Origin of the sequence: Streptomyces roseoviridis, from assembly GCF_039535235.1 — a bacterium.
Classification (GTDB): Bacteria; Actinomycetota; Actinomycetes; order Streptomycetales; family Streptomycetaceae; genus Streptomyces; species Streptomyces roseoviridis.
The window spans coordinates 3145302-3171743 of sequence record NZ_BAAAWU010000001.1 but is presented as its reverse complement, the minus strand read 5'-3'; the positions used below and the strand labels follow the sequence as shown (position 1 = coordinate 3171743).

At 71.0% G+C, this 26442-nt stretch carries 24 protein-coding genes; 19 read left to right on the top strand and 5 right to left on the bottom strand.

What is annotated here, in order from left to right:
- Positions 1–213: 213 nt before the first annotated feature.
- The 3 genes from mqnC to ABD954_RS14250 all read left to right on the top strand — a co-directional run bounded on the left by mqnC (position 214) and on the right by ABD954_RS14250 (position 2817).
- Positions 214–1428, top strand: a complete 1215-nt coding sequence (gene mqnC / locus ABD954_RS14260; RefSeq protein ID WP_345486396.1) for a cyclic dehypoxanthinyl futalosine synthase — start codon at positions 214–216, stop codon at positions 1426–1428.
- Between the two features lie 7 nt (positions 1429–1435).
- Positions 1436–2035 carry an imidazolonepropionase-like domain-containing protein gene (locus ABD954_RS14255; RefSeq protein WP_345486395.1) on the top strand — a complete coding sequence of 200 codons (600 nt, stop codon included), beginning with the start codon at positions 1436–1438 and terminating at the stop codon, positions 2033–2035.
- A gap of 86 nt (positions 2036–2121) precedes the next feature.
- A complete protein-coding gene (locus ABD954_RS14250) occupies positions 2122–2817 on the top strand; it encodes a demethylmenaquinone methyltransferase (RefSeq protein WP_345486394.1) in 696 nt (231 codons plus the stop codon).
- A gap of 18 nt (positions 2818–2835) precedes the next feature.
- On the opposite strand, the gene ABD954_RS14245 is transcribed toward ABD954_RS14250, so the two are convergent.
- Together ABD954_RS14245 and ABD954_RS14240 are read right to left on the bottom strand one after the other, a co-directional pair.
- Positions 2836–4215 carry a phosphodiester glycosidase family protein gene (locus ABD954_RS14245; protein WP_345486393.1) on the bottom strand — a complete coding sequence of 460 codons (1380 nt, stop codon included), beginning with the start codon at positions 4213–4215 and terminating at the stop codon, positions 2836–2838.
- Positions 4212–4967, bottom strand: coding sequence for a peptidase inhibitor family I36 protein (locus ABD954_RS14240; RefSeq protein ID WP_345486392.1), 756 nt, complete (start codon positions 4965–4967; stop codon positions 4212–4214). Before ABD954_RS14240 ends, ABD954_RS14245 begins: the two co-directional genes overlap by 4 nt.
- Before the next feature lie 112 nt (positions 4968–5079).
- Between ABD954_RS14240 and ABD954_RS14235 the strand changes: the two genes are divergently transcribed.
- Positions 5080–6366: a geranylgeranyl reductase family protein gene (locus tag ABD954_RS14235; protein ID WP_345486391.1), complete on the top strand. Its 1287-nt coding sequence runs from the start codon at positions 5080–5082 to the stop codon at positions 6364–6366.
- Here ABD954_RS14235 and ABD954_RS14230 read toward each other — a convergent pair.
- Positions 6332–7309 carry a helix-turn-helix domain-containing protein gene (locus ABD954_RS14230; RefSeq protein ID WP_345486390.1) on the bottom strand — a complete coding sequence of 326 codons (978 nt, stop codon included), beginning with the start codon at positions 7307–7309 and terminating at the stop codon, positions 6332–6334. The genes ABD954_RS14235 and ABD954_RS14230 overlap by 35 nt on opposite strands.
- 84 nt (positions 7310–7393) lie before the next feature.
- On the opposite strand from ABD954_RS14230, the gene ABD954_RS14225 reads away from it, so the two are divergent.
- Positions 7394–8269 carry an NAD(P)-dependent oxidoreductase gene (locus ABD954_RS14225; RefSeq protein ID WP_345486389.1) on the top strand — a complete coding sequence of 292 codons (876 nt, stop codon included), beginning with the start codon at positions 7394–7396 and terminating at the stop codon, positions 8267–8269.
- Positions 8270–8344: 75 nt separating this feature from the next.
- On the opposite strand, the gene ABD954_RS14220 is transcribed toward ABD954_RS14225, so the two are convergent.
- Entirely contained in the window at positions 8345–9172 is an 828-nt protein-coding gene (locus tag ABD954_RS14220) for a C40 family peptidase (RefSeq protein WP_345486388.1), read from the bottom strand.
- A gap of 690 nt (positions 9173–9862) precedes the next feature.
- On the opposite strand from ABD954_RS14220, the gene ABD954_RS14215 reads away from it, so the two are divergent.
- The 14 genes from ABD954_RS14215 (at position 9863) to nuoN (ending at position 25810) form a co-directional block, all read left to right on the top strand.
- Positions 9863–10222, top strand: coding sequence for an NADH-quinone oxidoreductase subunit A (locus ABD954_RS14215; protein ID WP_003956195.1), 360 nt, complete (start codon positions 9863–9865; stop codon positions 10220–10222).
- Positions 10223–10240: 18 nt separating this feature from the next.
- Positions 10241–10795 (top strand): NuoB/complex I 20 kDa subunit family protein, encoded by a 555-nt coding sequence (locus ABD954_RS14210; protein WP_265863904.1) that lies wholly within the window; start codon positions 10241–10243, stop codon positions 10793–10795.
- A gap of 88 nt (positions 10796–10883) precedes the next feature.
- The gene (locus tag ABD954_RS14205; protein ID WP_345486387.1) at positions 10884–11615 is read left to right on the top strand and encodes an NADH-quinone oxidoreductase subunit C; all 732 of its coding nucleotides are present in this window, start codon (positions 10884–10886) and stop codon (positions 11613–11615) included.
- Complete coding sequence (locus tag ABD954_RS14200) at positions 11612–12934, top strand: NADH-quinone oxidoreductase subunit D (protein WP_345486386.1); 1323 nt, start codon at positions 11612–11614, stop codon at positions 12932–12934. Before ABD954_RS14205 ends, ABD954_RS14200 begins: the two co-directional genes overlap by 4 nt.
- A complete protein-coding gene (gene nuoE / locus ABD954_RS14195) occupies positions 12931–13668 on the top strand; it encodes an NADH-quinone oxidoreductase subunit NuoE (protein WP_345486385.1) in 738 nt (245 codons plus the stop codon). The genes ABD954_RS14200 and nuoE overlap by 4 nt, the downstream gene beginning before the upstream one ends.
- Positions 13668–15017, top strand: a complete 1350-nt coding sequence (gene nuoF, locus ABD954_RS14190) for an NADH-quinone oxidoreductase subunit NuoF (protein ID WP_345486384.1) — start codon at positions 13668–13670, stop codon at positions 15015–15017. The genes nuoE and nuoF overlap by 1 nt, the downstream gene beginning before the upstream one ends.
- Entirely contained in the window at positions 15014–17494 is a 2481-nt protein-coding gene (locus ABD954_RS14185; protein ID WP_345486383.1) for an NADH-quinone oxidoreductase subunit G, read from the top strand. Before nuoF ends, ABD954_RS14185 begins: the two co-directional genes overlap by 4 nt.
- 29 nt (positions 17495–17523) lie before the next feature.
- The gene (nuoH, locus tag ABD954_RS14180) at positions 17524–18852 is read left to right on the top strand and encodes an NADH-quinone oxidoreductase subunit NuoH (protein WP_345492166.1); all 1329 of its coding nucleotides are present in this window, start codon (positions 17524–17526) and stop codon (positions 18850–18852) included.
- On the top strand, positions 18845–19462 hold the full coding sequence (gene nuoI, locus ABD954_RS14175; RefSeq protein ID WP_345486382.1) for an NADH-quinone oxidoreductase subunit NuoI: 618 nt from the start codon (positions 18845–18847) through the stop codon (positions 19460–19462). Before nuoH ends, nuoI begins: the two co-directional genes overlap by 8 nt.
- Positions 19459–20322, top strand: a complete 864-nt coding sequence (locus ABD954_RS14170; protein ID WP_345486381.1) for an NADH-quinone oxidoreductase subunit J — start codon at positions 19459–19461, stop codon at positions 20320–20322. Before nuoI ends, ABD954_RS14170 begins: the two co-directional genes overlap by 4 nt.
- Positions 20319–20618 (top strand): NADH-quinone oxidoreductase subunit NuoK, encoded by a 300-nt coding sequence (nuoK, locus tag ABD954_RS14165; RefSeq protein ID WP_030214504.1) that lies wholly within the window; start codon positions 20319–20321, stop codon positions 20616–20618. The genes ABD954_RS14170 and nuoK overlap by 4 nt, the downstream gene beginning before the upstream one ends.
- 10 nt (positions 20619–20628) lie before the next feature.
- A complete protein-coding gene (gene nuoL / locus ABD954_RS14160; protein WP_345486380.1) occupies positions 20629–22569 on the top strand; it encodes an NADH-quinone oxidoreductase subunit L in 1941 nt (646 codons plus the stop codon).
- A 5-nt stretch (positions 22570–22574) separates the two neighbouring features.
- Positions 22575–24164 (top strand): NADH-quinone oxidoreductase subunit M, encoded by a 1590-nt coding sequence (locus ABD954_RS14155; RefSeq protein WP_345486379.1) that lies wholly within the window; start codon positions 22575–22577, stop codon positions 24162–24164.
- Positions 24161–25810 (top strand): NADH-quinone oxidoreductase subunit NuoN, encoded by a 1650-nt coding sequence (gene nuoN, locus ABD954_RS14150; protein WP_345486378.1) that lies wholly within the window; start codon positions 24161–24163, stop codon positions 25808–25810. Before ABD954_RS14155 ends, nuoN begins: the two co-directional genes overlap by 4 nt.
- A 66-nt stretch (positions 25811–25876) precedes the next feature.
- Here the strand turns inward: nuoN and ABD954_RS14145 are convergent, their stop codons facing one another.
- Positions 25877–26434 (bottom strand): hypothetical protein, encoded by a 558-nt coding sequence (locus tag ABD954_RS14145; protein WP_345486377.1) that lies wholly within the window; start codon positions 26432–26434, stop codon positions 25877–25879.
- Positions 26435–26442 lie beyond the last annotated feature (8 nt).

Genomic DNA, 26442 nt, shown 5'->3' with positions numbered 1-26442 from the left:
GTGCGGTGCGGTGCTGGTGAGATGCGGGCGGTGCGGTGTGGTGCCGGTGCGATTCGGGTGATAGGGCGGATTCCGGAGAAGGAGAGGGTTCCCGCACGCGATCGGTTGGCTCGGGACCGGGACGAATCCGCGCGGGGGCCCTGGCGTAGGCTGGCTCGGTCCGCTCCGTACGCGCCGGAACGCGTACACACCCCTCCGAAAGGGACACACCCGGTGACCGAGAAGGCCGAACTCACGTCTCCTGATGTCGCAGCCGTTCTCGACCGCGCCGCCGCGGGTGGCCGCATCACTCCCGAGGAGGCGCTCGACCTGTACCGCCGGGCGCCGCTGCACGCCCTGGGCTCCGCCGCGGACGCCGTGCGCCGCCGCCGGTACGCGGGGACCGAGCACATCGCCACCTACATCATCGAGCGCAACATCAACTACACGAACGTCTGTGTGACGGCGTGCAAGTTCTGCGCCTTCTACGCGCCCCCGAAGGACACCAAGAACGGCTGGACCCGCGACCTCGACGACATCCTGCGCCGCTGCGCGGAGACCGTGGAGCTCGGCGGCACCCAGATCATGTTCCAGGGCGGCCACCACCCCGACTTCGGCGTCGAGTACTACGAGAAGCACTTCGCCGCCATCAAGAAGGAATTCCCGCAGCTGGTCATCCACTCCCTCGGCGCGTCCGAGGTCGAGCACATGGCCCGCATCTCCGGCGTCTCCGTCGAGGAGGCCATCACCCGCATCCACGAGGCCGGTCTGGACTCCTTCGCCGGTGCCGGCGCCGAGCTGCTCCCGGCGCGGCCGCGCAAGGCCATCGCCCCGCTGAAGGAGAGCGGCGAGCGCTGGCTGGAGATCATGGAGATCGCCCACCGGCTGGGCGTGGAGTCCACTTCCACGATGCTGATGGGCACCGGCGAGACCAACGCCGAGCGCATCGAGCACCTGCGGATGATCCGGGACGTGCAGGACCGGACCGGCGGCTTCCGGGCCTTCATCCCGTACACGTACCAGCCGGAGAACAACCACCTGAAGGGCCGCACGCAGGCGACCCTCTTCGAGTACCTGCGCATGATCGCCATCGCGCGGCTGTTCCTCGACAACGTGGCCCACATCCAGGGCTCCTGGCTCACCACCGGCAAGGAGGTCGGCCAGCTGTCGCTGCACTACGGCGCGGACGACCTGGGCTCGATCATGCTGGAGGAGAACGTGGTCTCCTCGGCGGGCGCCAAGCACCGCTCGAACCGGCTGGAGATCATCGACCTGATCCGCAAGGCCGGCCGCGTCCCGGCCCAGCGCTCCACGACGTACGAGCACCTGGTCGTGCACGACGACCCGGCGAACGACCCGGTCGACGAGCGCGTCGCCTCGCACATCTCCTCGATCGCGATCGAGGGCGGCACCGCCCACCCCGAGCTGAAGCTGCTGGACGCGAACTGAGGCCGCGTTGCTGACCCTGCACGCCGCCGACGCGTCGCCGGAGACCTCCGTCCTCGTCGACGGCGCGCGGATCGCGGCCGTCGGCCCGTACGAGGAGCTCGCGGCCGCCCACCCGGGCGCCCGGGCGCGCCGCTGGCCCGGCCTCCTGCTGCCCGGACTGCTCAACCCGTACGGCCCCGAGCTGCTGGAGCAGACCTACCACCCGGACCCGCGCGAGGCCGACGCCTACGGCACCGAGCCGGTCACGGGCGAGCGCGCCCGGGCCCTGTTCCGAGCCGACCCGGCCCGGCTCGGCGCCAGCGCCCGCCGCGGCGTGCAGCGCCTCCTCGCCCACGGGACGGTCGCCGTCGCCGGCGAGCTCCGCTCCCGGGCCGCCCAGGACGCGGTGCGCCGCGCCGGCCTCGCGATCGGCCGGCGGCCCGACGGCCTCCCCGGACCGCCGTCGCTGTCGCCGGTGCCGCTGGTGCTGCTCCCGCGCCTGACGGTGGGCGCACCGGCGCGCTTCGCGGTCTTCGACGTCCCCGACACGGCGACCCTGGTACGCCGGGGTGCGGGGACCTGTGTGGCCACCGTGCTCGGCGGCCGGCTGGTGTACCGGGCCCGCTGACGGGAGCGGCGCGGCGGCCCTGCGACAATGCGGGCGTAACGCCATCCGGCAGCACGACACGTACGACACGAGTGAGGCGAACGCCAGTGACCCGCGCCACCCTGGAGAAGCAGCCGCACGAAGTCGCCTCCATGTTCGACGACGTGGCGGCGAACTACGACCTCACCAACGACGTCCTCTCCCTCGGTCAGGACCGGCGCTGGCGCAAGGAGGTCGCCAAGGCGGTCGACGCGCGACCCGCGCAGAAGATCCTCGACCTCGCCGCCGGCACCGCGACCTCCTCGCAGCCGTTCGCCCGCGCCGGGGCCTATGTCGTGCCGTGCGACTTCTCCCTCGGCATGCTCAGGGTCGGCAAGCACAAGCACCCGTGGATGCCGTTCACCGCGGGTGACGGCATGAGCCTGCCCTTCAAGGACGACGTCTTCGACGCCGTCACCATCTCCTTCGGGCTGCGCAACATCCAGGACACCGACCGGGCGCTGCGCGAGCTGCACCGGGTGACCAAGCCCGGCGGCCGGATCGTCATCTGCGAGTTCTCGCACGCCACGTGGGCGCCGTTCCGCACGGTGTACGAGGAGTACCTGATGCGGGCGCTGCCGCCGGTCGCGCGGGCGGTGTCCTCCAACCCCGACGCGTACGTCTACCTCGCCGAGTCCATCCAGTCCTGGCCCGACCAGCCGACCCTCGCGGGGATGCTGCAGAAGGCCGGCTGGTCGAAGGTGGCCTGGCGGAACCTCACGGGCGGGATCGTGGCGCTGCACCGCGGGTTCAAGGCCGAATAGGGCCCGGCGGGCCCCGGGCTACGGCTTGGCGTACATGCCGTAGCCGCCGACGCCGGTGTACACGGCGTCGGCCACCTTCCGGTGCACCTTCGCGCCGGTCGCCGCGTCGGTGTCCGTCGGCGGGGTACGGGTCTTCGTGCCCGTCACCAGCGTGGTCGAGCCGCCGCCGTCGAGGTTGAGCACGTCGACCAGGCCGAGCTCCCCGGAGTCCAGGAGCGCGGCGAAGGCGCGCAGGTAGTCGCCGTCCTCGTTGTCCTGGCCGGTGAGGGTGATCAGCAGGGGACGGCCCTGGAGGTCGACGCCGAGCGCGGTGCGCGAGTCGGTGCAGATGGTGCTCCGGCCGTCGATCTGACCGGGCTCCACGCCGGAGCGGGTGCAGGAGTTGGGCAGGTCGTCGGAGGACGGCACCGCACCGCCGCGCAGCAGCTGGTGGGGGGAGCTGACCACGTCGACGGACGCGTCGAGCGGGATCTCCCGGCCCAGCGTCCTGTCGTGGAGCCTCGTCTCGACGACCGGCCTGCTGCCGACCGGCAGGTGGGTGCGCAGCCACGCGGCCCCGGTGCCGATGCCCTGGAGGATCCGGCCGCCGGCGGGGACGGTGGTGCCGCCCCGGTTCTCGTGGACGGCGGTGACCACGCCCTTCGCGTCGAGGACGACCTCGTGGCCCGCGGCGAGGGCGGGGGTGGGCGTGCCGTAGTCGGGGGTGAACACCACGATCTCGTCGGGGTCCGCGTAGACCCGGGGCGCGTCGCTGACTCGGGTGTCCTCGGCGTCCCGCGCGCACTGCGGGATGCGGCCGGGGGTCCGGTTGACGTCGTCGACGCGCACGCTCGCGGTGGGCGAGGCCGTGAGCTTCAGCTCGGTGGCGAGCTTGGTGACGTACGGGATGCCGTACTGGATCACCGCCCCGCTGCTGCCCTGTCCGCCGTTCCAGCAACTGGCGGCGTGCAGGACGCCGTCGGTGACGGCGACGCTGGTGTGCACGGTGTTCCCGTCGGCGCCGGACGGCTGCGGTTCGCGCTGGAACAGGCCGCCGTTGACCCCGGCGTGGGGCCGGCGGGCGGCGACGGGCGTCACGGCGGCCAGCTGTTCGAGGACGGTCTCGGCGGCGGCGTCGCTCGTGCCGATGGCGCCCTCCAGGGTCGCGGCGCCGGCACCGGGGTCGATCTCGACGACCTGGAGGACGCGGGCCCGCAGCCGGTTGTCGGGCGTCTTCTCCGTCCAGGTGGTGTGGGTGACGCCGGGCGCGAGGACGACCGGCGTCGCTCGCGTCCAGCCGACGGCCAGCGGGCTCGACGGCTCCTCGGCGGCGGGTGCGGCACCGGCGGAGGCGGCCAGGCCCAGGGCGGCGACGGTGGCGGCGAGGGCCGCGAGCACGCGGCGGTGGTTCGCGGTCACTGGCATTCCGCCGTTCCGCCGACGAGTTCGTGGGAGCGGAAGCTGCCGGCGAACGGCGCCGGCACGGTCGTGCTGTCGCCGCGCAGGACCACGTACGCCCCGTACGTCCTGCCGGTGCCGTCGGTCCACGTGCCGGTGAAGGCGGGCTCGGGGTAGAAGCAGACGTGCCTGCCGGTGCGGTTCCAGACCGACCGGGGCGCGGCGGTGGCGCCGTAGCTGTTGCCGAGGTTCCCGGTGACCGGGTCGGTCGCGGGCACGTGCGCGGTCATCGGGCCCCGGCCGCGCTCCTGGGTGAAGGTGCACACCCGGTCGTCGGGGCAGCGCTCGTAGCCGGTGAAGCAGTGGGCCCGGGAGGGGACCGGCTTGTGGGAGCTGATGGTGTTCACCCAGCGGGCGTCGCCGCCGGCGTAGTCGTCGGAGTTGCCCGGGGAGACGGTCTGGAGCAGGCCGCCGTAACCGGCGTCGACGTAGACGCACGCCCACAGCTTCGTGTTGTTCCTCAGGGACAGGGTCCGGTCGTCCCAGGCGGCGTCGTAACCCTCCACGCCCTGCCGGTCGGTGAAGTCGCGCCGCTCGCCGGTGCCGGCGGGGCCGCTGTACAGGCACAGGGTGTTCGCCGGGCAGTCCTCGTACGGGACGGGGGCGGCGCCGGCGGGCAGCACGAGGAACGCCGAGCAGAACAGGGCGAGGGCCGCCGTGATGAGGACGCCTGGCCGCGGGAGGGGTCTGCCGCGTCTTCGCATGATCGTCATGCGGCGATCTTCACCCACGGGTGGCCCTCCGGACAGGCCGACACGGCCCCCCATAGACTGCCCCGGTACGTCCGTACCACCCTTACCGCCCTAGTCTTCGGGAGACACCGCCGTGACCGAGCAGCCCCTCTCCGAGCACAGCGCAGATGTGATCGTCGTCGGGGCGGGCCCGGCCGGCTCGACCACCGCGTACTACCTGGCCAAGGCGGGACTCGACGTCCTGCTCCTGGAGAAGACCGCGTTCCCGCGCGAGAAGGTCTGCGGCGACGGGCTCACCCCGCGCGCCACCAAGCAGCTCGTCGCCATGGGCATCGACATCTCCGAGGAGGCCGGCTGGCTGCGCAACAAGGGCCTGCGGATCATCGGCGGCGGGGTGCGGCTCCAGCTCGACTGGCCGGATCTCGCCTCGTACCCGGACTACGGACTGGTCCGCAAGCGGGACGACTTCGACGAGATGCTGGCCCGTCAGGCGCAGAAGGCCGGGGCGCGGCTGTACGAGCGCTGCAATGTCGGCGCCCCGGTCGTCGACGACCGCACCGGCCGGATCACCGGCGTCCACGCCAAGCTCGGTGAGGAGAAGCGCGAGGTCACCTTCCACGCGCCGCTGGTCGTCGCTGCCGACGGCAACTCCACCCGGCTGTCCCTCGCGATGGGCCTGCACCGGCGCGAGGACCGGCCGATGGGCGTCGCCGTGCGGACGTACTTCACGACGCCCCGCCACGAGGACGACTACCTGGAGTCCTGGCTGGAGCTGTGGGACCGGCGCGGCCCGCAGGACCGTCTGCTGCCCGGCTACGGCTGGATCTTCGGCATGGGCGACGGCACCTCCAACGTGGGTCTCGGCATCCTCGACTCCTCCTCCGCCTTCCGCGAGCTGGACTGGCGCGAGGTCCTGAAGGCGTGGTGCGCGTCGATGCCGGAGGACTGGGGCTTCACCCCGGAGAACATGACGACCCCCATCCGCGGCGCGGCCCTGCCGATGGCCTTCAACCGCCAGCCGCACTACACCAAGGGCCTGCTGCTGGTGGGCGACGCCGGCGGCCTGGTCAATCCGTTCAACGGCGAGGGCATCGCCTACGCGATGGAGTCCGGCCAGATCGCCGCCGACGTCATCGTGCAGGCCCACGCCCGCTCCACGCCCGCCCAGCGGGAGCTGGCGCTGCGCAACTACCCGCGGATCCTCAAGGACACCTACGGCGGCTACTACACGCTGGGCCGCGCCTTCGTGAAGCTGATCGGCAACCCGAAGGTCATGAAGATCGCGACGCAGCGCGGTCTGACCCACCCGGTGCTGATGAAGTTCACGCTGAAGATGCTGGCGAACCTGACCGACCCGACCGGCGGCGACGCGATGGACCGCATCATCAACGGTCTGTCGAAGGTGGCGCCGAAGGCGTGAGCGAGCGCCGGTAGGCGGTCGGGGAGAGGCCCAGGGCGCGGGTGAAGTGGCGGCGCAGGTTCGCCGCCGTGCCCAGGCCGCTCGCCTCGCCGATCCGCTCCACCGGCAGGTCGGTCGACTCCAGGAGCGCCTGCGCCCGCGCCACCCGCTGCCCCAGCAGCCACTGAAGCGGTGTGGTGCCGTGGGTCTCGCGGACGCGGCGGTGGAGGGTGCGCGGGCTCATGCGGGCCCGCCGCGCCAGGTCGTCGACGGTCAGGGGCTCGTGCAGGTGCTCCAGGGCCCACTGGAGGGCGGGGCCGAGCAGGTCCGGCTCGCCCGGCGGCAGCGGTGCCTCGACGAACTGGGGGCGGTCGCCTTCCCGCGGGGCGGGGACGACCAGCCGCTGGGCGAGGGCGCCCGCGACAAAGGCGCCGAGGTCCTTGCGGACGAGGTGCAGGCACAGGTCCAGGCCGGCGGCGGCGCCCGCGCTGGTGAGCACGGTGTCCTCGTCGGTGTAGAGGACGGAGGCGTCGACGTCGACGCGGGGGTGGCGGGCGGCGAGTTCGGGCGCGTACTCCCGGTGGAGGGTGGCCCGGCGGCCGTCGAGCAGGCCGGCGGCGGCGAGCGCGAAGGCCCCGCTGCACATGGACACCATCCGCGCCCCGCCGGCGGCCGCCGCCCGCAGTGCCTCGACGAGGTCGCCGGGCAGGCTCTCGCGGCCCTCGACGACGCCGTCGGGCACCGACGGCACGATGACCGTGTCCGCGTCGGCGAGCCCGTCGAGTCCGTGGGTGCTGTGCGGGCCGGGGCCGGCGACGACGCGCAGCGCGTACCAGGGGTCGGCCAGGTCGGTGTGCGGGATGCCGAAGACCATGGTGGCGACGGACAGTTCGTAGAGGTCCCAGGGGGAGATCCCGGGTGTCTCGCCGGGGACGAGGGCGACGGCCACCACTCCTGCGCTCATGCCGCGAGCCTATGGCAGGAACCGTGCGCAGGCGGGCGGTTCCGCCGCTGTCGGCGGCCGCTCGCCGCTGGGAGCGTGGAGCGCATGAGCGACAGCACGAAGCAGCACGTCACCGTCATCGGGCTCGGCCGGATGGGCAGCGCCCTCGCCGACGCCTTCCTCACCGCGGGCCACCCCACCACCGTCCACAACCGCACCCCCGAGAAGGCCGCGCCGCTGATCGCCCGGGGCGCCCGGAGCGCCGCGAGCGTCGCCGAGGCGGTCGCGGCGAGCGAGCTCGTCGTGGTCTGCGTCCTCGACGACGCGGCCGTCCGGGAACTCCTCGCCCCCGCCGCGGACGCCCTGCGCGGCCGGGTCCTGGTGAACCTCACCTCGGGCTCGCCGGAGCAGGCCCGCGAGCAGGCCGCCTGGGCGGCGGCCCACGGCATCGGATACCTCGACGGCGGCGTCATGACCACGCCGCCCGGCATCGGCGACAGCGCCAACATGATCCTGTACGCGGGCTCGCCCGAGCTGCTGGCCGCGCACCGCGAGACCCTCGCCGTCCTCGGCGACCCGGTCGACCTCGGCACGGACGCGGGCCTCGCCTCGCTGTACGACGCCGGGCTGCTCGGCCTGATGTGGTCGGTGTTCGGCGGCTGGCTGCACGCCACGGCGCTCACCGGTGCCGACGGCGTCCCGGCGAAGGAGTTCACCGAGGTCGCCGTGCGCTGGCTGCGGACGGTCGCCTGGTTCATGTCCGGCTACGCGGGGCAGATCGACGCGGGCGCGTACCCGGGGGACGACGCCACGATCGACGTCCAGGTCGCGGCGATCGGCCACCTGCTGCACGCCGGCGAGGCGCGGGGGGTGGACGACCGGCTGCCGCGGCTGCACCTGGAGCTGATGCGGGAGGCGGTGGCGGCCGGGCACGGCGGCGACAGCTATGCCCGGATCATCGAGGCGTTCCGCACGAAGTAGGAAGGTTCCGGACAATGGCGAAGGGCCGTCGCTCCCCCGAGGAGTGACGGCCCTTCGGCTCGTTTCGCGGACGGATCAGAGGATCCGGACGGCGCCCGACGGCGTGTCCCAGTCCAGGGAGCGCTCGACGACACCGGTCGACGGGTTCTGCGCGCCGACGTAATTGCCGCCGCCGACGTAGATGGCGACGTGGTACGAGCCGCTGCGGCTGCCCCAGTAGAGGATGTCGCCCGGCTGGAGGTCGCTCAGGGAGACGGAGGTGCCCATGCTCGACTGCGAGCTGGAGACGCGGGGCAGGTCGATGCCGGCCTCGCGGTAGGCGGCCTGGACGAGGCCGGAGCAGTCCCAGGAGTTGGGGCCGGTGCCGCCGGAGACGTAGGCGTCGCCGACCTGGGCGCGGGCGAAGGCCACGATGGCGGCGGCGGAGCCGGTGGCGACCCGGGAGCTGCTGGAGGAGCCGCTGTCCGAGGCGCCGGCGCTGTAGGAGGAGGCGGCGAGGGAGGTGCGCTCCGAGGTGCGGGAGGCGCGCTCGCGGGCCTCGGCGCGGGCCTTCTCGGCCTTCTCCGCCTCGGCCTTGCGGTCGGCCTCGGCCTTGGCCTTCTTGGCGTCCTTGGCGGCCTTCTCGAGGGCCGCCTTCTCCTGGGCCGCGAGGCTCTGGTCCAGGGCCTCCTGCTGGCTCGCCTCGACGGAGGCGGAGACGGCGCTGGCGAGGTCGGCGTCGAGGGAGCCCAGGGTGGGCATCTCGAGGGTCGTCTCGGTCACCGGCTCGGCGTTCGCCGGGGCGGCGGCTCCGGCCACCGCGATGGTGCTGAAGACGCCACCGGCAACTCCGGCCCGGAACGCGAGCTTCGAGGCGCTGCGGCGGGGCTTCCGGTGGCTGGGTATGTGAGCGGTCTGGGACATGAGTACAACCGCTATCAGGGCTTCACGGTTCCCTTCAAGAAACGTGGGTTGCGCCACAGTTACGTTCGGAACCTTCGAATCCGCTTCCCTGGCGCCCTTATTGACGCCGTAACGGGCAAAACGGGCATGGCCCCATGGGCCCTTGATCACGTGTTTTCAATGAAACGCCCGAATTGCCCGTCACTTACCACCTCTTCACGTGGATGGCCAAGCCCCGTTCTTCCGCGCCCTGGAGTGGTGTGGCGCAGGTCACAGGTTCGTCAGGTCTCCGCTCGTGAACGCGTGCACACGTCCACCGCCGTACGCCCCGACCCCCGACCGGGCGATGGCCGGTTCCCATATCACTCGGACGCGTTCCACTGCCAATTTGCCTGTAGCGGCCATCTCTTGATAGTGCAACACCCCCTCCGACCAGCGATTTCCGGTGTGGATGTCACAACTGGTGATCACCTGGGCGCTTCGAGTGGCAAGATCACCGCTCATCCGACTTCATGATCGTTCGTCAGGTGGTGGAGATCACAAAGTCACTGTCGTACCCCGTGTCGCAGATCACAGAGGGGCGGGCTTAAGATACGCGGCAGTCGGCTTGTGAACTGCCTCACATGTGGCGATCTTCGGTGACCCGGATGAGGACGACGCGAAGCCGGTGTGCGGTCCAACGGTCAAGGACGACTGGAAGGAGCGAGGAGCGTGAATGCGTACGCGCCCATCCTCGTGCTCGGTGCCCTGGGAGCGGGGTTTGCGATCTTCTCCGTGGTCATGGCCACGCTCATCGGGCCAAAGCGGTACAACAGGGCAAAACTCGAGGCGTACGAGTGCGGCATCGAACCCACGCCGACGCCTGCCGGGGGCGGTCGCTTCCCGATCAAGTACTACCTGACGGCGATGCTCTTCATCGTCTTCGACATCGAGATCGTCTTCCTCTACCCCTGGGCCGTCAGCTTCGACGCCCTGGGGCTTTTCGGGCTCGTGGAGATGCTGCTCTTCGTGCTCACCGTCTTCGTCGCCTACGCGTACGTGTGGCGGCGCGGCGGCCTGGAATGGGACTGAGGGGCGTAAGGAGCACCCATGGGACTCGAAGAGAAGCTGCCGAGCGGTTTTCTGCTGACGACCGTCGAACAGGCCGCGGGCTGGGTCCGGAAGGCCTCCGTCTTCCCCGCGACCTTCGGCCTCGCCTGCTGCGCCATCGAGATGATGACCACCGGAGCCGGCCGCTACGACCTGGCCCGCTTCGGCATGGAGGTCTTCCGGGGCTCGCCGCGCCAGGCCGACCTGATGATCGTGGCAGGCCGCGTCAGCCAGAAGATGGCGCCCGTCCTGCGGCAGGTCTACGACCAGATGCCGAACCCCAAGTGGGTCATCTCGATGGGCGTTTGCGCCTCTTCAGGCGGAATGTTCAACAATTACGCGATTGTGCAGGGCGTTGATCACATTGTTCCGGTCGACATCTATCTGCCGGGCTGTCCGCCGCGCCCGGAGATGCTGATGGACGCGATTCTCAAGCTCCACCAGAAGATCCAGGGCTCCAAGCTCGGCGTGAACGCGAAGGAAGCGGCCCGCGAGGCGGAGGAGGCGGCGCTCAAGGCGCTGCCGACGATCGAGATGAAGGGGCTGCTGAGGTGAGCGACGTACGCGCGGCCGCCGGGCCGCAGACGACGACGACGTGCGAGCCTCCGCGCCGCGCGGGCGGAGAAGCGATGGGGTGTGCGCGATGAGCGACGAGATCCCGAACCCCGAGCAGGACCTCAGCGCTCAGAACCTGCCGGGACAGCGCGGGCAGCACGGCGAGGAGGTCCGCGTCCAGCGCGGCATGTTCGGCGCCGACGACGGCGGCGACACCTCCGGCTACGGCGGCCTCGTCCGCTCCGTCCGGCTCCCCGGCCCCGCCACCCGCCCCTACGGTGGCTGGTTCGACGAGGTCGCCGACGAGCTGGAGGGCGCCCTGGAGGAACAGGGCCTCGTCCCCGGGAACGCGATCGAGAAGACGGTCGTCGACCGCGACGAGCTCACCTTCCACATCGAGCGCGAGCACCTCGTCCGGGTCGCCCGCACCCTGCGCGACGACCCCGCCCTGCGCTTCGAGCTCTGTACGGGCGTCTCCGGCGTCCACTACCCGGGCGACAAGGGCCGCGAGCTGCACGCCGTCTACCACCTGCGCTCGCTCACCCACGGCCGGCTGATCCGCCTGGAGGTCTCGGCGCCCGACGCCGACCCGCACATCCCGTCCCTCGTCGCGGTCTATCCGACCAACGACTGGCACGAGCGCGAGACCTACGACTTCTTCGGCATCGTCTTCGACGGCCACCCCGCCCTCACCCGGATCATGATGCCGGACGACTGGCAGGGCCACCCGCAGCGCAAGGACTACCCCCTCGGCGGCATCGCCGTCGAGTACAAGGGCGCCCAGATCCCGGCTCCGGACCAGCGGAGGTCGTACTCGTGACCACCCCTTCTGCAAGCGCGCGTGAGACGACCGAAGGCACCGTCTACACGGTCACCGGCGGCGACTGGGACGAGGTCGTCCGGTCCGCCGCCCAGGCCGACGACGAGCGCATCGTCGTCAACATGGGCCCCCAGCACCCGTCCACCCACGGCGTGCTCCGGCTCATCCTGGAGATCGACGGCGAGACCGTCACCGAGGCCCGCTGCGGCATCGGCTACCTCCACACCGGCATCGAGAAGAACCTCGAATACCGGACCTGGACGCAGGGCACCACCTTCGTCACGCGCATGGACTACCTCACCTCGTTCTACAACGAGACGGCGTACTGCCTCGGCGTGGAGAAGCTGCTCGGCATCACCGACCAGGTCCCCGACCGGGCGAGCGTCATCCGGGTGCTCCTGATGGAGCTCAACCGGCTCTCCTCGCACCTGGTCTGCATCGCCACCGGCGGCATGGAGCTCGGCGCCACCACGATCATGATCTACGGCTTCCGGGACCGCGAGATGATCCTGGACCTGTACGAGCTGATCACCGGCCTGCGCATGAACCACGCCTTCATCCGCCCCGGCGGCCTCGCCCAGGACCTGCCGCCCGGCGCCGTCGACGCCGTGCGCGAGTTCGTGAAGACCATGAAGAAGAACCTGCCGGAGTACGACAAGCTCGCCACCGGCAACCCCATCTTCAAGGCCCGCATGCAGGACGTCGGCTACCTCGACCTCACCGGCTGCATGGCGCTCGGCGCCACCGGACCGATCCTGCGCTCCGCCGGCCTCCCGCACGACCTGCGCAAGACCGACCCGTACTGCGGCTACGAGACCTACGACTTCGAGGTCCCCACCGCCGACAGCTGCGACGCCTACGGCCGCTTCCTCGTCCGCCTGGAAGAGATGCGCCAGTCGCTGCGGATCGTCGAGCAGTGCCTCGACCGCCTCGAACCCGGACCGGTCATGGTCGGCGACAAGAAGATCGCCTGGCCCGCCCAGCTGGCCCTCGGCCCCGACGGCCTCGGCAACTCCCTCGACCACATCAAGAAGATCATGGGCACCTCCATGGAGGCCCTGATCCACCACTTCAAGCTGGTCACCGAGGGCTTCCGGGTCCCCCCGGGGCAGGCGTACGCCGCCGTCGAGTCCCCCAAGGGCGAGCTCGGCGCCCACGTCGTGTCGGACGGCGGCACCCGCCCCTACCGGGTCCACTTCCGCGACCCGTCCTTCACCAACCTCCAGGCCATGGCCGCGATGTGCGAGGGCGGCCAGGTCGCCGACGTCATCGTCGCCGTCGCCTCCATCGACCCCGTGATGGGAGGTGTCGACCGATGACCGACATCCAGCTGGGGATGCCGCAGCTGCCGGCCCCCGACTACCCGGCCGAGGTCCGCGCCCGCCTCGAACAGGACGCCCGGGCGATCATCGACCGCTACCCGGGGTCCCGCTCCGCGCTCCTGCCGATGCTGCACCTCGTGCAGTCCGAGGAGGGCCACGTCACCCGCACCGGCATGCGGTTCTGCGCCGACATGCTGGGCCTGACCACCGCCGAGGTGACCGCCGTCGCCACCTTCTACACCATGTACCGCCGCCGGCCCTCCGGCGACTACCAGGTCGGCGTCTGCACCAACACGCTGTGCGCGGTCATGGGCGGCGACGCCATCTTCGAGGAGCTCAAGGAGCACCTCGGCGTCGCCAACGAGGGCACCACCGAGGACGGCAAGATCACCCTCGAACACATCGAGTGCAACGCGGCCTGCGACTTCGCACCCGTCGTGATGGTCAACTGGGAGTTCTTCGACAACCAGACGCCCGAGTCCGCCAAGCGGATCGTCGACGACCTGCGGGCCGGCCGCCCCGTCGCACCCACCCGCGGCGCGCCGCTGTGCACCTTCAAGGAGACCGCCCGCATCCTGGCGGGCTTCCCCGACGAGCGCGAGGGGGCCGTCGAGGCCACCGGAGGGGCCGGCCCGGCCTCGCTCGTCGGGCTGCGGCTGGCCAAGGGCGAGACCCCGCACCACAAGATCGTCCACCCGCGCGGCGAATCGGCCAGTGGGGAGGGGGAGTGATGACCTTGGCAGCCGAGATCAACAACAGCAGCCCCGAGAAGCTGCTCGCACCCGTTCTGTCCGCCTTCTGGGACGAGCCGGAGTCCTGGACCCTGGAGACCTACCGGCGCCACGAGGGCTACGAGGGCCTGCGCAAGGCCCTCGCGATGTCGCCCGACGAGCTCATCGCGTACGTCAAGGACTCCGGTCTGCGCGGCCGCGGCGGCGCCGGCTTCCCCACCGGAATGAAGTGGCAGTTCATCCCGCAGGGCGACGGCAAGCCGCACTACCTCGTCGTCAACGCCGACGAGTCCGAGCCCGGCACCTGCAAGGACATCCCGCTCCTCTTCGCCAACCCGCACTCGCTCATCGAGGGCATCGTGATCGCCTGCTACGCGATCCGCTCCAGCCACGCCTTCATCTACCTGCGCGGCGAGGTCGTCCCCGTGCTGCGGCGCCTGCACCACGCCGTCAAGGAGGCGTACGACGCCGGATACCTCGGCCGGGACATCCTCGGCAGCGGACTGGACGTCGAACTCACCGTGCACGCCGGCGCCGGCGCGTACATCTGCGGCGAGGAGACCGCCCTGCTCGACTCGCTCGAAGGACGACGCGGCCAGCCCCGGCTGCGTCCCCCCTTCCCCGCGGTCGCCGGTCTGTACGCCTGCCCCACTGTCGTGAACAACGTCGAATCGATCGCCTCGGTTCCCGCGATCCTCCAGCGCGGCAAGGACTGGTTCACGTCCATGGGCAGCGAGAAGTCCCCCGGCTTCACGCTCTACTCGCTCAGCGGCCACGTCGCCTCGCCCGGCCAGTACGAGGCACCGCTCGGCATCACCCTGCGCCAGCTCCTCGACATGAGCGGCGGGATGCGCCCCGGCCACCGGCTCAAGTTCTGGACCCCCGGCGGCTCCTCCACCCCGATGTTCACCGACGAACACCTCGACGTCCCGCTCGACTACGAGGGCGTCGGCGCCGCCGGATCCATGCTCGGCACCAAGGCGCTCCAGTGCTTCGACGAGACCACCTGCGTGGTCCGCGCCGTCACCCGCTGGACCGAGTTCTACGCCCACGAGTCCTGCGGCAAGTGCACGCCCTGCCGCGAAGGCACCTACTGGCTCGTCCAGCTGCTCCGCGACATCGAGGCCGGCAAGGGCGTCATGTCCGACCTCGACAAGCTGAACGACATCGCCGACAACATCAACGGCAAGTCCTTCTGCGCCCTCGGCGACGGCGCCGCCTCGCCGATCTTCTCCTCGCTGAAGTACTTCCGCGACGAGTACGAGCAGCACATCACGGGCAAGGGCTGCCCCTTCGACCCCGCCAAGTCGACGGCCTGGGCGGACAAGCACCGGGAGGTGAACGCATGACCGTCACCACGTCGACCCCGTCCGGCGGCGGCAGCCCGGCGGTTCCGCCGGAGGACCTCGTCACGCTGACCATCGACGGCATCGAGGTCTCCGTCCCCAAGGGGACCCTGGTCATCCGGGCCGCCGAACAGCTCGGCATCGAGATCCCCCGCTTCTGCGACCACCCGCTCCTCGACCCCGCCGGCGCCTGCCGCCAGTGCATCGTCGAGGTCGAGGGCCAGCGCAAGCCGATGGCGTCGTGCACCATCACCTGCACCGACGGCATGGTGGTCAAGTCGCAGCTGACCAGCCCGGTCGCCGAGAAGGCCCAGCACGGCGTGATGGAGCTGCTGCTCATCAACCACCCGCTGGACTGCCCGGTCTGCGACAAGGGCGGCGAGTGCCCGCTGCAGAACCAGGCGCTGTCCCATGGACAGGCCGAGTCCCGCTTCGAGGGGAAGAAGCGGACGTACGAGAAGCCGGTCGCGATCTCCCCGCAGGTGCTGCTCGACCGCGAGCGCTGCGTGCTGTGCGCCCGCTGCACCCGCTTCTCCAACCAGGTCGCCGGCGACCCGATGATCGAACTGATCGAGCGCGGCGCGCTCCAGCAGGTCGGCACCGGCGAGGGCGACCCCTTCGAGTCGTACTTCTCCGGCAACACCATCCAGATCTGCCCGGTCGGCGCGCTCACCTCCGCCGCCTACCGCTTCCGCTCCCGCCCCTTCGACCTGGTGTCGTCGCCGAGCGTCTGCGAGCACTGCGCGGGCGGCTGCGCCACCCGCACCGACCACCGGCGCGGCAAGGTCATGCGACGGCTCGCCGCCGAGGACCCCGAGGTCAACGAGGAGTGGATCTGCGACAAGGGGCGGTTCGGATTCCGGTACGGGCAGGCGCGTGACCGGCTCACGACGCCGCTCGTCCGCAACGAGGCCGGCGTCCTCGAACCCGCCTCCTGGCCCGAGGCCCTGGAGGCCGCAGCCCGCGGCCTGGTCCGCGGACGGACCGGCGTCCTCGCCGGCGGCCGGCTGACCGTCGAGGACTCCTACGCGTACGCCAAGTTCGCCCGCGTCGCCCTCGACACCAACGACGTCGACTTCCGGGCCCGCGTCCACTCCGGCGAGGAGGCCGACTTCCTGGCCTCCGTCGTCGCCGGACGCGGCCGCGACCTGGACGGCACCGGAGTCACCTACACCTCCCTGGAGGCGGCGCCCGCGGTGCTCCTCGTCGGCCTGGAGGCGGAGGAGGAGGCCCCCGGCGTCTTCCTGCGGCTGCGCAAGGCATGGCGGAAGAAGGGCCAGAAGACGTACGCGGTCGCCGCGTACGCCACGCGCGGCCTGGAGAAGGCCGGCGGCACCCTGCTCGCCGCCGCGCCCGGCACCGAGACCGAGTGGCTGGACGCCCTCGCCTCCCGGGTCGGGCTCTCCGGGGACGGGCCGGCCGCCGCCGAGGCGCTGCGCCAGGAGGGCGCGGTCATCGTCGTCGGCGAGCGGCTCGCCGCGGTGCCGGGCGCGCTGTCCGCCGCCGTGCGGACCGCGGCCGCCACCGGCGCGAAGCTGGTGTGGATCCCGCGCCGGGCCGGCGAGCGCGGCGCCGTCGAGGCGGGCGCCATCCCGGCGCTGCTGCCCGGCGGGCGGCCCGCGACCGACCCGCGCGCCCGCGAGGAGGTCGCCGCCGTCTGGGGCGTCCGCGAACTCCCGCACGGCTACGGCCGCGACACCGGCCAGATCGTCGAGGCGGCCGCGATCGGCGAACTGGCCGCGCTGCTCGTCGGCGGCGTCGACGTCGACGACCTGCCGGATCCGGCACGCGCGCGTGAGGCACTCGACCGGGCCTTCGTCGTCTCCCTGGAGCTGCGGCCCGGAGCGGTCACCGAGCGGGCCGACGTGGTCCTGCCGGTCGCCGCCGTCGCCGAGAAGCCCGGCACCTTCCTCAACTGGGAGGGCAGGGCGCGGATGTTCGAGGCCGCGCTCAAGCCGGAGCAGATGACCCGGCCGCTCGCCCCGACCGACGCCCGGGTCCTGCACATGCTGGCCGACGCCCTGGACGCCCACCTGGCGCTGCCCGACCTGCGGTCGGTGCGGCGCGAGCTGGACCGGCTCGGCGGCTGGAGCGGCGAGCGGGCCTCCGAGCCGGCCGAGCCCGCGCAGGCCGCGGCCCGCCCGGCCGAGGGCGAGGCGGTCCTCGCCGGCCACCGGCTGCTGCTCGACCTGGGCCGCCTCCAGGAGGGCGACGAGGCCCTGGCCGGCACCCGGCACGCCGCCGTCGCCCGTCTGTCGGCCGCCACCGCCGCCACCACCGGCGTCAAGGACGGCGACGTCCTCGCCGTCACCGGCCCGGCCGGCAGCACCGAACTGCCGCTGGTCGTCACCGACATGCCCGACCGGGTCGTCTGGCTCCCGCTGAACTCCACGGACCACGGCGTCCTCGCCACCACCGGCGCCCGCCCCGGCGACCTGGTCCGCATCGCCCCGGCGACCTCGAAGGAGGTGCAGGCGTGAACACGCTCCTCGCCGCCGAGGACCTGTCCATGTTCGGCACGGACCCCTGGTGGCTCGTCGCGATCAAGGCGGTCTTCTGCTTCGCGTTCCTGATGGTGACCGTGCTCTTCTCCATCGTGTGGGAGCGCAAGGTCGTCGCCTGGATGCAGCTGCGCATCGGCCCCAACCGGCACGGCCCCTGGGGCATGCTCCAGTCGCTCGCCGACGGCATCAAGCTGATGCTGAAGGAGGACGTGATCGTCCGCCGGGCCGACAAGGTGGTCTACGTGCTGGCCCCGATCGTCGCCGCCATCCCCGCCTTCATGGCGATCGCGGTGATCCCGTTCGGCCCGGCCGGCAACGAGGTGTCGATCTTCGGGCACCGCACCGCGATGCAGCTGACCGACCTGCCGATCGCGATGCTGTACGTCCTCGCGGTCGCCTCCGTCGGCATCTACGGCATCGTCCTCGCCGGCTGGTCCTCCGGCTCCACCTACCCGCTGCTCGGCGGACTGCGGTCCTGCGCGCAGATGATCTCCTACGAGATCGCGATGGGTGCCGCCTTCGCCTCCGTCTTCCTCTACTCCGGGTCGATGTCGACCTCGGCGATCGTGGAGGCGCAGGCCGACCGCTGGTACGTCGTGCTGCTGCCGGTCTCCTTCATCATCTACATCGTCACGATGGTGGGCGAGACCAACCGCGCCCCCTTCGACATGCCGGAGTCCGAGGGCGACCTCGTCGGCGGCTTCAACACCGAGTACTCGTCCATCAAGTTCGCGATGTTCATGCTCGCCGAGTACGTGAACATGGTGACCGTCTCGGCCGTGTCGGTGACCCTCTTCCTGGGCGGCTGGCGGGCCCCGTGGCCGATCAGCACCTTCTGGGAGGGCGCCAACCACGGCTGGTGGCCGATGCTCTGGTTCGTCCTCAAGGTCCAGCTGCTGCTGTTCTTCTTCATCTGGCTGCGCGGCACCCTGCCCCGCGTCCGCTACGACCAGCTGATGAAGCTCGGCTGGAAGGTCCTCATCCCGGTCTCGCTGGTCTGGCTGATGCTGGTCGCCACCGTGCGGGCACTGCGCAACGAGAACTACGACTTCCAGACGATCGTGCTGTACGTCGCGGGCGCGGTCCTCGCGGTGCTCCTGCTCTCCTTCGTCGCCGACGTCTTCCGCGACCGCAAGGCGAAGGGCGCCGAACCGGCACCCGAGGAGACCGGCGCGTTCGACCCGATGGCCGGCGGCTTCCCCGTACCGCCCAAGCCCGGCCAGTCCCTGCCGCCCGTACCGCGGCGTCGGTCCCGCCAGGAGCGGGAGCTGATTGTCAGTGGTGGCCCCGATACTGCTACTGCGAGTGATGGAAAGGAGACGGACGGTGTCTGATTTCCAGAATCCGGTGGCCGGCTTCGGCGTGACCTTCAAGGCCATGTTCAAGAAGCGGCTGACCGAGCAGTACCCGGAGCAGCAGAAGACGACGGCGCCCCGCTTCCACGGCCGGCACCAGCTCAACCGTCACCCCGACGGTCTGGAGAAGTGCGTCGGCTGCGAGCTGTGCGCCTGGGCCTGCCCCGCCGACGCCATCTACGTGGAGGGCGCCGACAACACCGACGAGGAGCGCTACTCCCCGGGCGAGCGGTACGGGCGGGTCTACCAGATCAACTACGCCCGCTGCATCCTGTGCGGACTGTGCATCGAGGCGTGCCCCACGCGCGCGCTGACGATGACGAACGAGTTCGAGCTGGCCGACTCCTCCCGCGAGAACCTGATCTACACCAAGGAGCAGCTGCTCGCGGGCCTCGACGAGAACATGGTCGACACCCCGCACGCCATCTACCCCGGGATGGACGAGCAGGACTACTACCGGGGCCTGGTCACCGAGGCCGCGCCCGGGACCGTCCCGCAGACCGCCGTCTCCAAGGGCGAGGTGGTGCAGGAGGGCGAGTCCACCTTCGGCGAGGCCGAACCGGCGTCGGGGAAGGTGGTCGGCCGATGAGCGCGCTCGCCGCCTCGCTCACCTCCACCGGCGAGGCCGTCCAGTTCTGGGTCCTCGGCACCGTCGCCGTCATCGGCGCGCTGTGCACCATCCTGATGAAGAAGGCCGTCCACTCGGCGCTCTGCCTCGCCGGCACCATGATCGTCCTGGCGGTGTTCTACCTCGCCAACGGCGCGTACTTCCTCGGCGTCGTCCAGATCGTCGTCTACACCGGCGCGATCATGATGCTGTTCCTCTTCGTGGTCATGCTGGTCGGCGTCACCGCCGCCGACTCGCTGAAGGAGACCCTCAAGGGGCAGCGCTGGTGGGCCGCCGCCTGCGGCCTCGGCTTCGGCGTCCTGCTCGTCGCCGGCATCGGCCAGGCCGCGCTGACCGAGTTCAACGGCCTGGGCGCGGCCAACACCGCCCACGGCGGGAACGTGGAGGGCATCGCCGCCCTCGTCTTCACCAAGTACGTCTTCGCCTTCGAGATCACGGGCGCCCTGCTGATCACCGCGGCCGTCGGCGCCATGGTCCTCACCCACCGCGAGCGCACCGAACGCGCCCGCACCCAGCGCGAGCTCTCCGAGCAGCGCGTGCGGGAAGGCAAGCACCTGCCGCCGCTCCCCGCGCCCGGCGTCTACGCCCGGCACAACGCGGTCGACATCGCCGGTCTGCTGCCCGACGGCACCCCGTCCGAGCTCACCGTGATCTCCACCCTGCGCAAGCGCGGCCAGATCCGCGACGTCTCCACGGAGGCGCTCGCCGACCTCAAGGCCCTGGAGCAGCGCGCCGAGGAGCGCCTGGGCCGTGACCGGGAGGACGTCCGCGACCTCCGGGACCAGGTCCGGGACCGGGACGAAGAGGAGGCCACCCGGTGAATCCCGTCAACTACCTGTATCTCGCCGCCCTGCTGTTCACCATCGGTGCGGCCGGGGTGCTGATCCGGCGGAACGCGATCGTGGTCTTCATGTGCGTCGAGCTGATGCTCAACGCCTGCAACCTCGCGTTCGTCGCCTTCTCCCGCATGCACGGCAACCTCGACGGCCAGATCATCGCCTTCTTCACGATGGTCGTGGCCGCCGCGGAGGTCGTCGTCGGACTCGCGATCATCGTGTCCGTCTTCCGTGCCCGTCACTCGGCCTCGGTCGACGACGCCAGCCTGATGAAGCTGTGAGGGGCTGACCGTGGACAACCTCATTGCGCTGCTCGTCGCGGCGCCCCTGCTCGGAGCGGCCGTCCTGCTGTGCGGCGGCCGACGGCTCGACAGGACCGGGCACTGGCTCGGCACCCTGCTCGCCGCCGTCTCCTTCGGCATCGGCCTGGTCCTCTTCGCCGACATGCTCTCCAAGAGCGCCGACGACCGGGCGCTGCACCAGCGGCTGTTCAGCTGGGTCCCGGTCGAGGGCTTCCAGGCGGACATCGCCTTCCAGCTCGACCAGCTGTCGATGACCTTCGTGCTGCTGATCACCGGCGTCGGCACGCTCATCCACGTGTACTCGATCGGGTACATGGAGCACGACGAGCGCCGCCGCCGCTTCTTCGGCTACCTCAACCTGTTCGTCGCGGCGATGCTGCTGCTCGTCCTCGCCGACAACTACCTGCTGCTGTACTTCGGCTGGGAGGGCGTCGGCCTCGCCTCGTACCTCCTGATCGGCTTCTGGCAGCACAAGCCCTCCGCGGCCACCGCCGCCAAGAAGGCGTTCCTGGTCAACCGGGTCGGCGACGTGGGCCTGTCGATCGCGATCATGCTGATGTTCACCACCTTCGGCACCTTCGCCTTCGGCCCCGTGCTCTCCTCGGCGAGCGAGACCGGCGAGGGCACGCTGACCGCGATCGCCCTGATGCTGCTCCTCGCGGCCTGCGGCAAGTCCGCCCAGGTGCCGCTGCAGTCCTGGCTCGGCGACGCGATGGAGGGCCCGACCCCGGTCTCCGCCCTCATCCACGCCGCCACCATGGTGACCGCCGGTGTCTATCTGATCGTCCGCTCCGCCGCCGTCTTCAACGCCGCTCCCGACGCCCAGCTCGTCGTCACCGTCGTCGGCGCCGTCACGCTCCTCTTCGGTGCGATCGTCGGTTGCGCGAAGGACGACATCAAGAAGGCGCTGGCCGGCTCGACGATGTCGCAGATCGGCTACATGATCCTCGCGGCCGGCCTCGGCCCCATCGGCTACGCCTTCGCGATCATGCACCTGGTGACCCACGGCTTCTTCAAGGCCGGGCTGTTCCTCGGCGCCGGTTCGGTCATGCACGGCATGAACGACGAGGTCGACATGCGCAAGTACGGCGGCCTGCGAAAGTACATGCCGGTCACCTTCGTCACCTTCGGCCTCGGCTACCTCGCCATCATCGGCTTCCCGGGCCTGTCCGGCTTCTTCTCCAAGGACAAGATCATCGAGGCGGCCTTCGCCAAGGGCGGCACCGAGGGCTGGATCCTCGGCGGCTGCGCCCTCCTCGGCGCCGCCATCACGGCGTACTACATGACCCGCGTGATGATCCTGACCTTCTTCGGCGAGAAGCGCTGGCAGCCCGCACCGGACGCCGACCGGGCGCCCAGCGCCGAGCCGGCCGCCGAGCACGCGGCCGGGACCATGCCGCACCCGCACGAGTCCCCGAAGTCCATGACGATCCCGATGATCCTGCTCGCCTTCGGATCGGTCTTCGCCGGCGGCTTCTTCGGCATCGGAGACCGGTTCGTGCACTGGCTGGAGCCCGTCACCTCCTTCGAGCACGGCCACCCGCCGATCGGCGCCGGAGCCATCACCGCCTCCACCGTCGTCGTCATGATCCTCGGCGTCGGCATCGCGTACCTCCAGTACGGGCGGCGCCCCGTGCCGGTGGTCGCCCCGCGCGGCTCGCTGCTCACCCGGGCCGCCCGCCGCGACCTGCTCCAGGACGACTTCAACCACGTCGTCTTCGTCCGCGGCGGCACCCACCTGACCCGCTCCCTCGTCTACGTCGACCACAGCCTCGTCGACGGGGTGGTCAACGGGACCGCGGCCTCGGTCGGCGGGCTGTCCGGCCGGCTGCGCACGCTCCAGAACGGCTACGCCCGGTCGTACGCGGTCTCCATGTTCGGAGGTACGGCGGTGCTCATCGCCGCGACCCTGCTGATGAGGGCGGTGTGACTGTCATGTCCCAAGTGGTCAACGCGGGCTTCCCGCTCCTCACGGTGACGGCGGCGGTGCCGGCGGCCGGTGCGATCCTCACCGCCGCCGTGCCCGCGGCCCGCCGCACCGCCGCCAAGTGGCTCGCGCTGCTCGTCTCGCTCGTCACCCTCGCGCTCGCCGCCGTCGTCTTCGTACGGTTCGAGCCCGGCGGCGACCGGTACCAGCTCGTCGAATCGCACGCCTGGATCAAGGACTTCGGCGTCCGCTACGAGCTCGGCGTGGACGGCATCGGGGTGGCGCTGATCGCGCTCACCGCGCTGCTCATCCCGTTCATCATCCTGGCCGGCTGGCACGACGCCGACCCCCTGGAGACGTCCTCCAGGCGGTGGCGGCCCACCCAGGGCTTCTTCGCCCTGATCCTCATGGTCGAGGCGATGGTGATCCTCTCCTTCGAGGCCACCGACGTCTTCCTCTTCTACATCCTGTTCGAAGCCATGCTCATCCCGATGTACTTCCTCATCGGCGGCTTCGGCGACCGCGCGCACGCCGGCTCCGACGAGAACGCGGCGGCCCAGCGCTCCTACGCGGCGGTCAAGTTCCTGCTCTACAACCTGGTCGGCGGCCTGATCATGCTGGCCGCGGTCATCGGCCTCTACGTCGTCGCCGGCAACTTCTCCCTGACGGAGATCGCCGCGGCCCGGGCCGACGGCACCCTGGAGATGGCGGCCGCCACCGAGCGGTGGCTGTTCCTCGGCTTCTTCTTCGCCTTCGCGGTGAAGGCGCCGCTGTGGCCGCTGCACACCTGGCTGCCCAACGCGATGGGAGAGGCCACCGCCCCGGTCGCCGTCCTCATCACCGCCGTCGTCGACAAGGTCGGCACCTTCGCGATGCTCCGCTTCTGCCTCGGACTCTTCCCCGAGGCGTCGCGGTGGGCCACCCCGGTGGTCATCGCCCTCGCGCTGGTCAGCATCGTCTACGGGGCGCTGCTGGCCGTCGGCCAGCGGGACATCAAGCGCCTGGTGGCCTACGCGTCGATCTCCCACTTCGGCTTCATCATCATGGGCATCTTCGCCATGACCAGCCAGGGCCAGTCCGGCGCCACGCTCTACATGGTCAACCACGGCATCTCGACGGCCGCGCTCATGCTGGTCGCCGGCTTCCTGATCTCCCGGCGCGGCTCGCGGCTCATCGCCGACTACGGCGGGGTGCAGAAGGTCGCCCCGGTGCTCGCCGGCACCTTCCTGATCGGCGGCCTCGCCACCCTGTCGCTGCCCGGACTCGCCCCGTTCGTCAGCGAGTTCCTGGTCCTGGTCGGCACCTTCGCCCGCTACCCGGTGGCCGGCGTCATCGCCACCACCGGCATCGTCCTCGCCGCGCTCTACGTCCTCGTCCTCTACCAGCGGACGATGACCGGCCCGGTGAAGGAGGAGAACCGCTCCATGCCGGACCTGCGGGCCCGGGAGCTCGCCGTGGTCGCCCCGCTGATCGCGGTGCTGATCTTCCTCGGGGTCTTCCCGAAGCCGCTGACGGACGTCGTCAACCCGGCGGTGCGGCACACCATGTCCGATGTCCAGCAGAAGGACCCCAGCCCCGAAGTGGAGGCGGCCAAGTGAGTTCCACGGCTGTCCACACCCTGTGGACGACGGCCGCCGAGCCGATCCAGAAGATCCCGGCGCCCCACATCGAGTACACCCAGCTGTCGCCCGTGCTCATCGTGGTCGGCGCGGCCGTCCTCAGCGTCCTCGTCGAGGCCTTCGTGCCGCGCAAGGGCCGCCACTACACCCAGGTGTTCCTGAGCGTCCTGGCCCTCGCCGCCGCGTTCGCGGCGGTCGTCGGCCTGGCCGCCGGCGGATACGGCTCCACCAAGGCCCACATCGCGGCCATGGGCGCCATCGCCGTCGACGGGCCCGCGCTGTTCCTCCAGGGCACCATTCTCCTCGCCTCGATCGTGGCGGTCTTCACCTTCGCCGAGCGCAGGCTCGACCCGGCCCACCACGGCCACAAGGTCGACTCCTTCGCCGCCGAGGCCGCCGCCGTCCCCGGCAGCGACCACGAGAAGGCGGCCGTCAAGGCCGGTTTCACCACCACCGAGGTCTTCCCGCTGGCCCTGTTCGCGGTCGCCGGCATGCTGGTCTTCCCGGCCGCCAACGACCTGCTGACCCTCTTCGTCGCCCTGGAAGTCTTCTCGCTGCCGCTCTACCTGCTGTGTGCCGTGGCCCGCCGCAAGCGGCTCATGTCGCAGGAGGCCGCGGTCAAGTACTTCCTGCTGGGAGCCTTCTCCTCCGCGTTCCTGCTCTTCGGCATCGCCCTGATCTACGGCTACGCGGGCTCCGTCTCGTACGCCGCCGTCGCCGACGTCGTCAGCGGCGACGTCACCGCGATCGACCCGGCGCTCGCCGCCACCATGGGCAACGACGTGCTGCTGCTCATCGGCTTCGCCATGGTGCTGATGGGCCTGCTGTTCAAGGTCGGCGCCGTCCCCTTCCACATGTGGACCCCGGACGTCTACCAGGGCGCCCCGACCCCCGTCACCGGCTTCATGGCCGCCGCGACGAAGGTCGCCGCCTTCGGTGCCATGCTGCGCCTGCTGTACGTGGTGCTGCCCGGACTCACCTGGGACTGGCGGCCGGTCATGTGGGCGGTCGCCATCGTCACCATGCTGGGCGGCGCGATCGTCGCGATCACCCAGACCGACATCAAGCGGCTCCTCGCCTACTCGTCGATCGCCCACGCCGGGTTCATCCTGGCCGGTGTCATCGCGGCCACGCCCAGCGGCGTCTCCTCGGTGCTGTTCTACCTGGGCGCCTACTCCTTCGTGACGATCGGCGCCTTCGCCGTGGTCACGCTGGTGCGGGACGCGGGCGGCGAGGCCACCCACCTGTCCAAGTGGGCCGGTCTCGGCCGCCGTTCGCCGCTCGTCGCGGCGGTCTTCGCGGTCTTCCTGCTCGCCTTCGCCGGCATTCCGCTGACCTCCGGCTTCACGGGCAAGTTCGCGGTCTTCAAGGCGGCCGCGGACGGCGGCGCGGGCGGCCTCGTCGTGGTCGGCGTGATCTCCTCGGCGATCGCCGCGTTCTTCTACATCCGGGTGATCGTGCTGATGTTCTTCAGCGAGCCGAAGGCGGACGGGCCCACGGTCGCCGTGCCGTCCGGCCTCACCTCGGTCGCCATCACGGCCGGTGTGGTGGTCACTCTGGTGCTCGGCTTCGCACCGCAGTACTTCCTGGACCTGGCGAACCAGGCGAGCGTGTTCGTGCGCTAGCCGCCCGGACGGCCGAAGGGCCCGGATCCCGCCGCGACGGCGGGGGCCGGGCCCTTCGTCGTACGCCTACGCCTTCGGGTGGTCCTCAGGGCACGGCGTGCAGTGCACCCGCGGGTTGTACGGGGCGAAGACGCCCCGCGGGTTCTTCTTGAAGATCCAGGCGTGCAGCGAGTAGTGGGGACCGACGGGCTCGAAGTCGAAGGGCCCGTCGAAGCCCCGGTTGAACAGCCTCGGGCGCGGCTGGCCGGTGTTGGGGACGACCCACTCGACCGCGACGAGCTCGCGCTTGCCGGTCTTGTGGTCCTCCTCGTACAGCACGGCGGCCGGCTTGGTCGGGTCCGTCGAGCCGACGTACGCGGGCTTCACGTAGTGGTAGCCCATGCCACCGAGCTCCGGGTCCTCCACGCACTCGTCGGTGCGCAGGTAGCCGTCGGCGATGGCCGCCTGTTCCGACCTGTACTTCTTGGTCGCCTCGTACGTCCTCTTCAGGTCCGGATGCGGCCAGTCCTTGCCCGCCGGCTTCGGGGCGGGATCGGCCGTGGCGGCCGGGGCGGCCCCCAGGGCCAGCGAGGTGACGGCGGCCAGCGCGAGAGCGGCCATGAGGGGACGGGGTCGTGCGGACATGTGGGTCT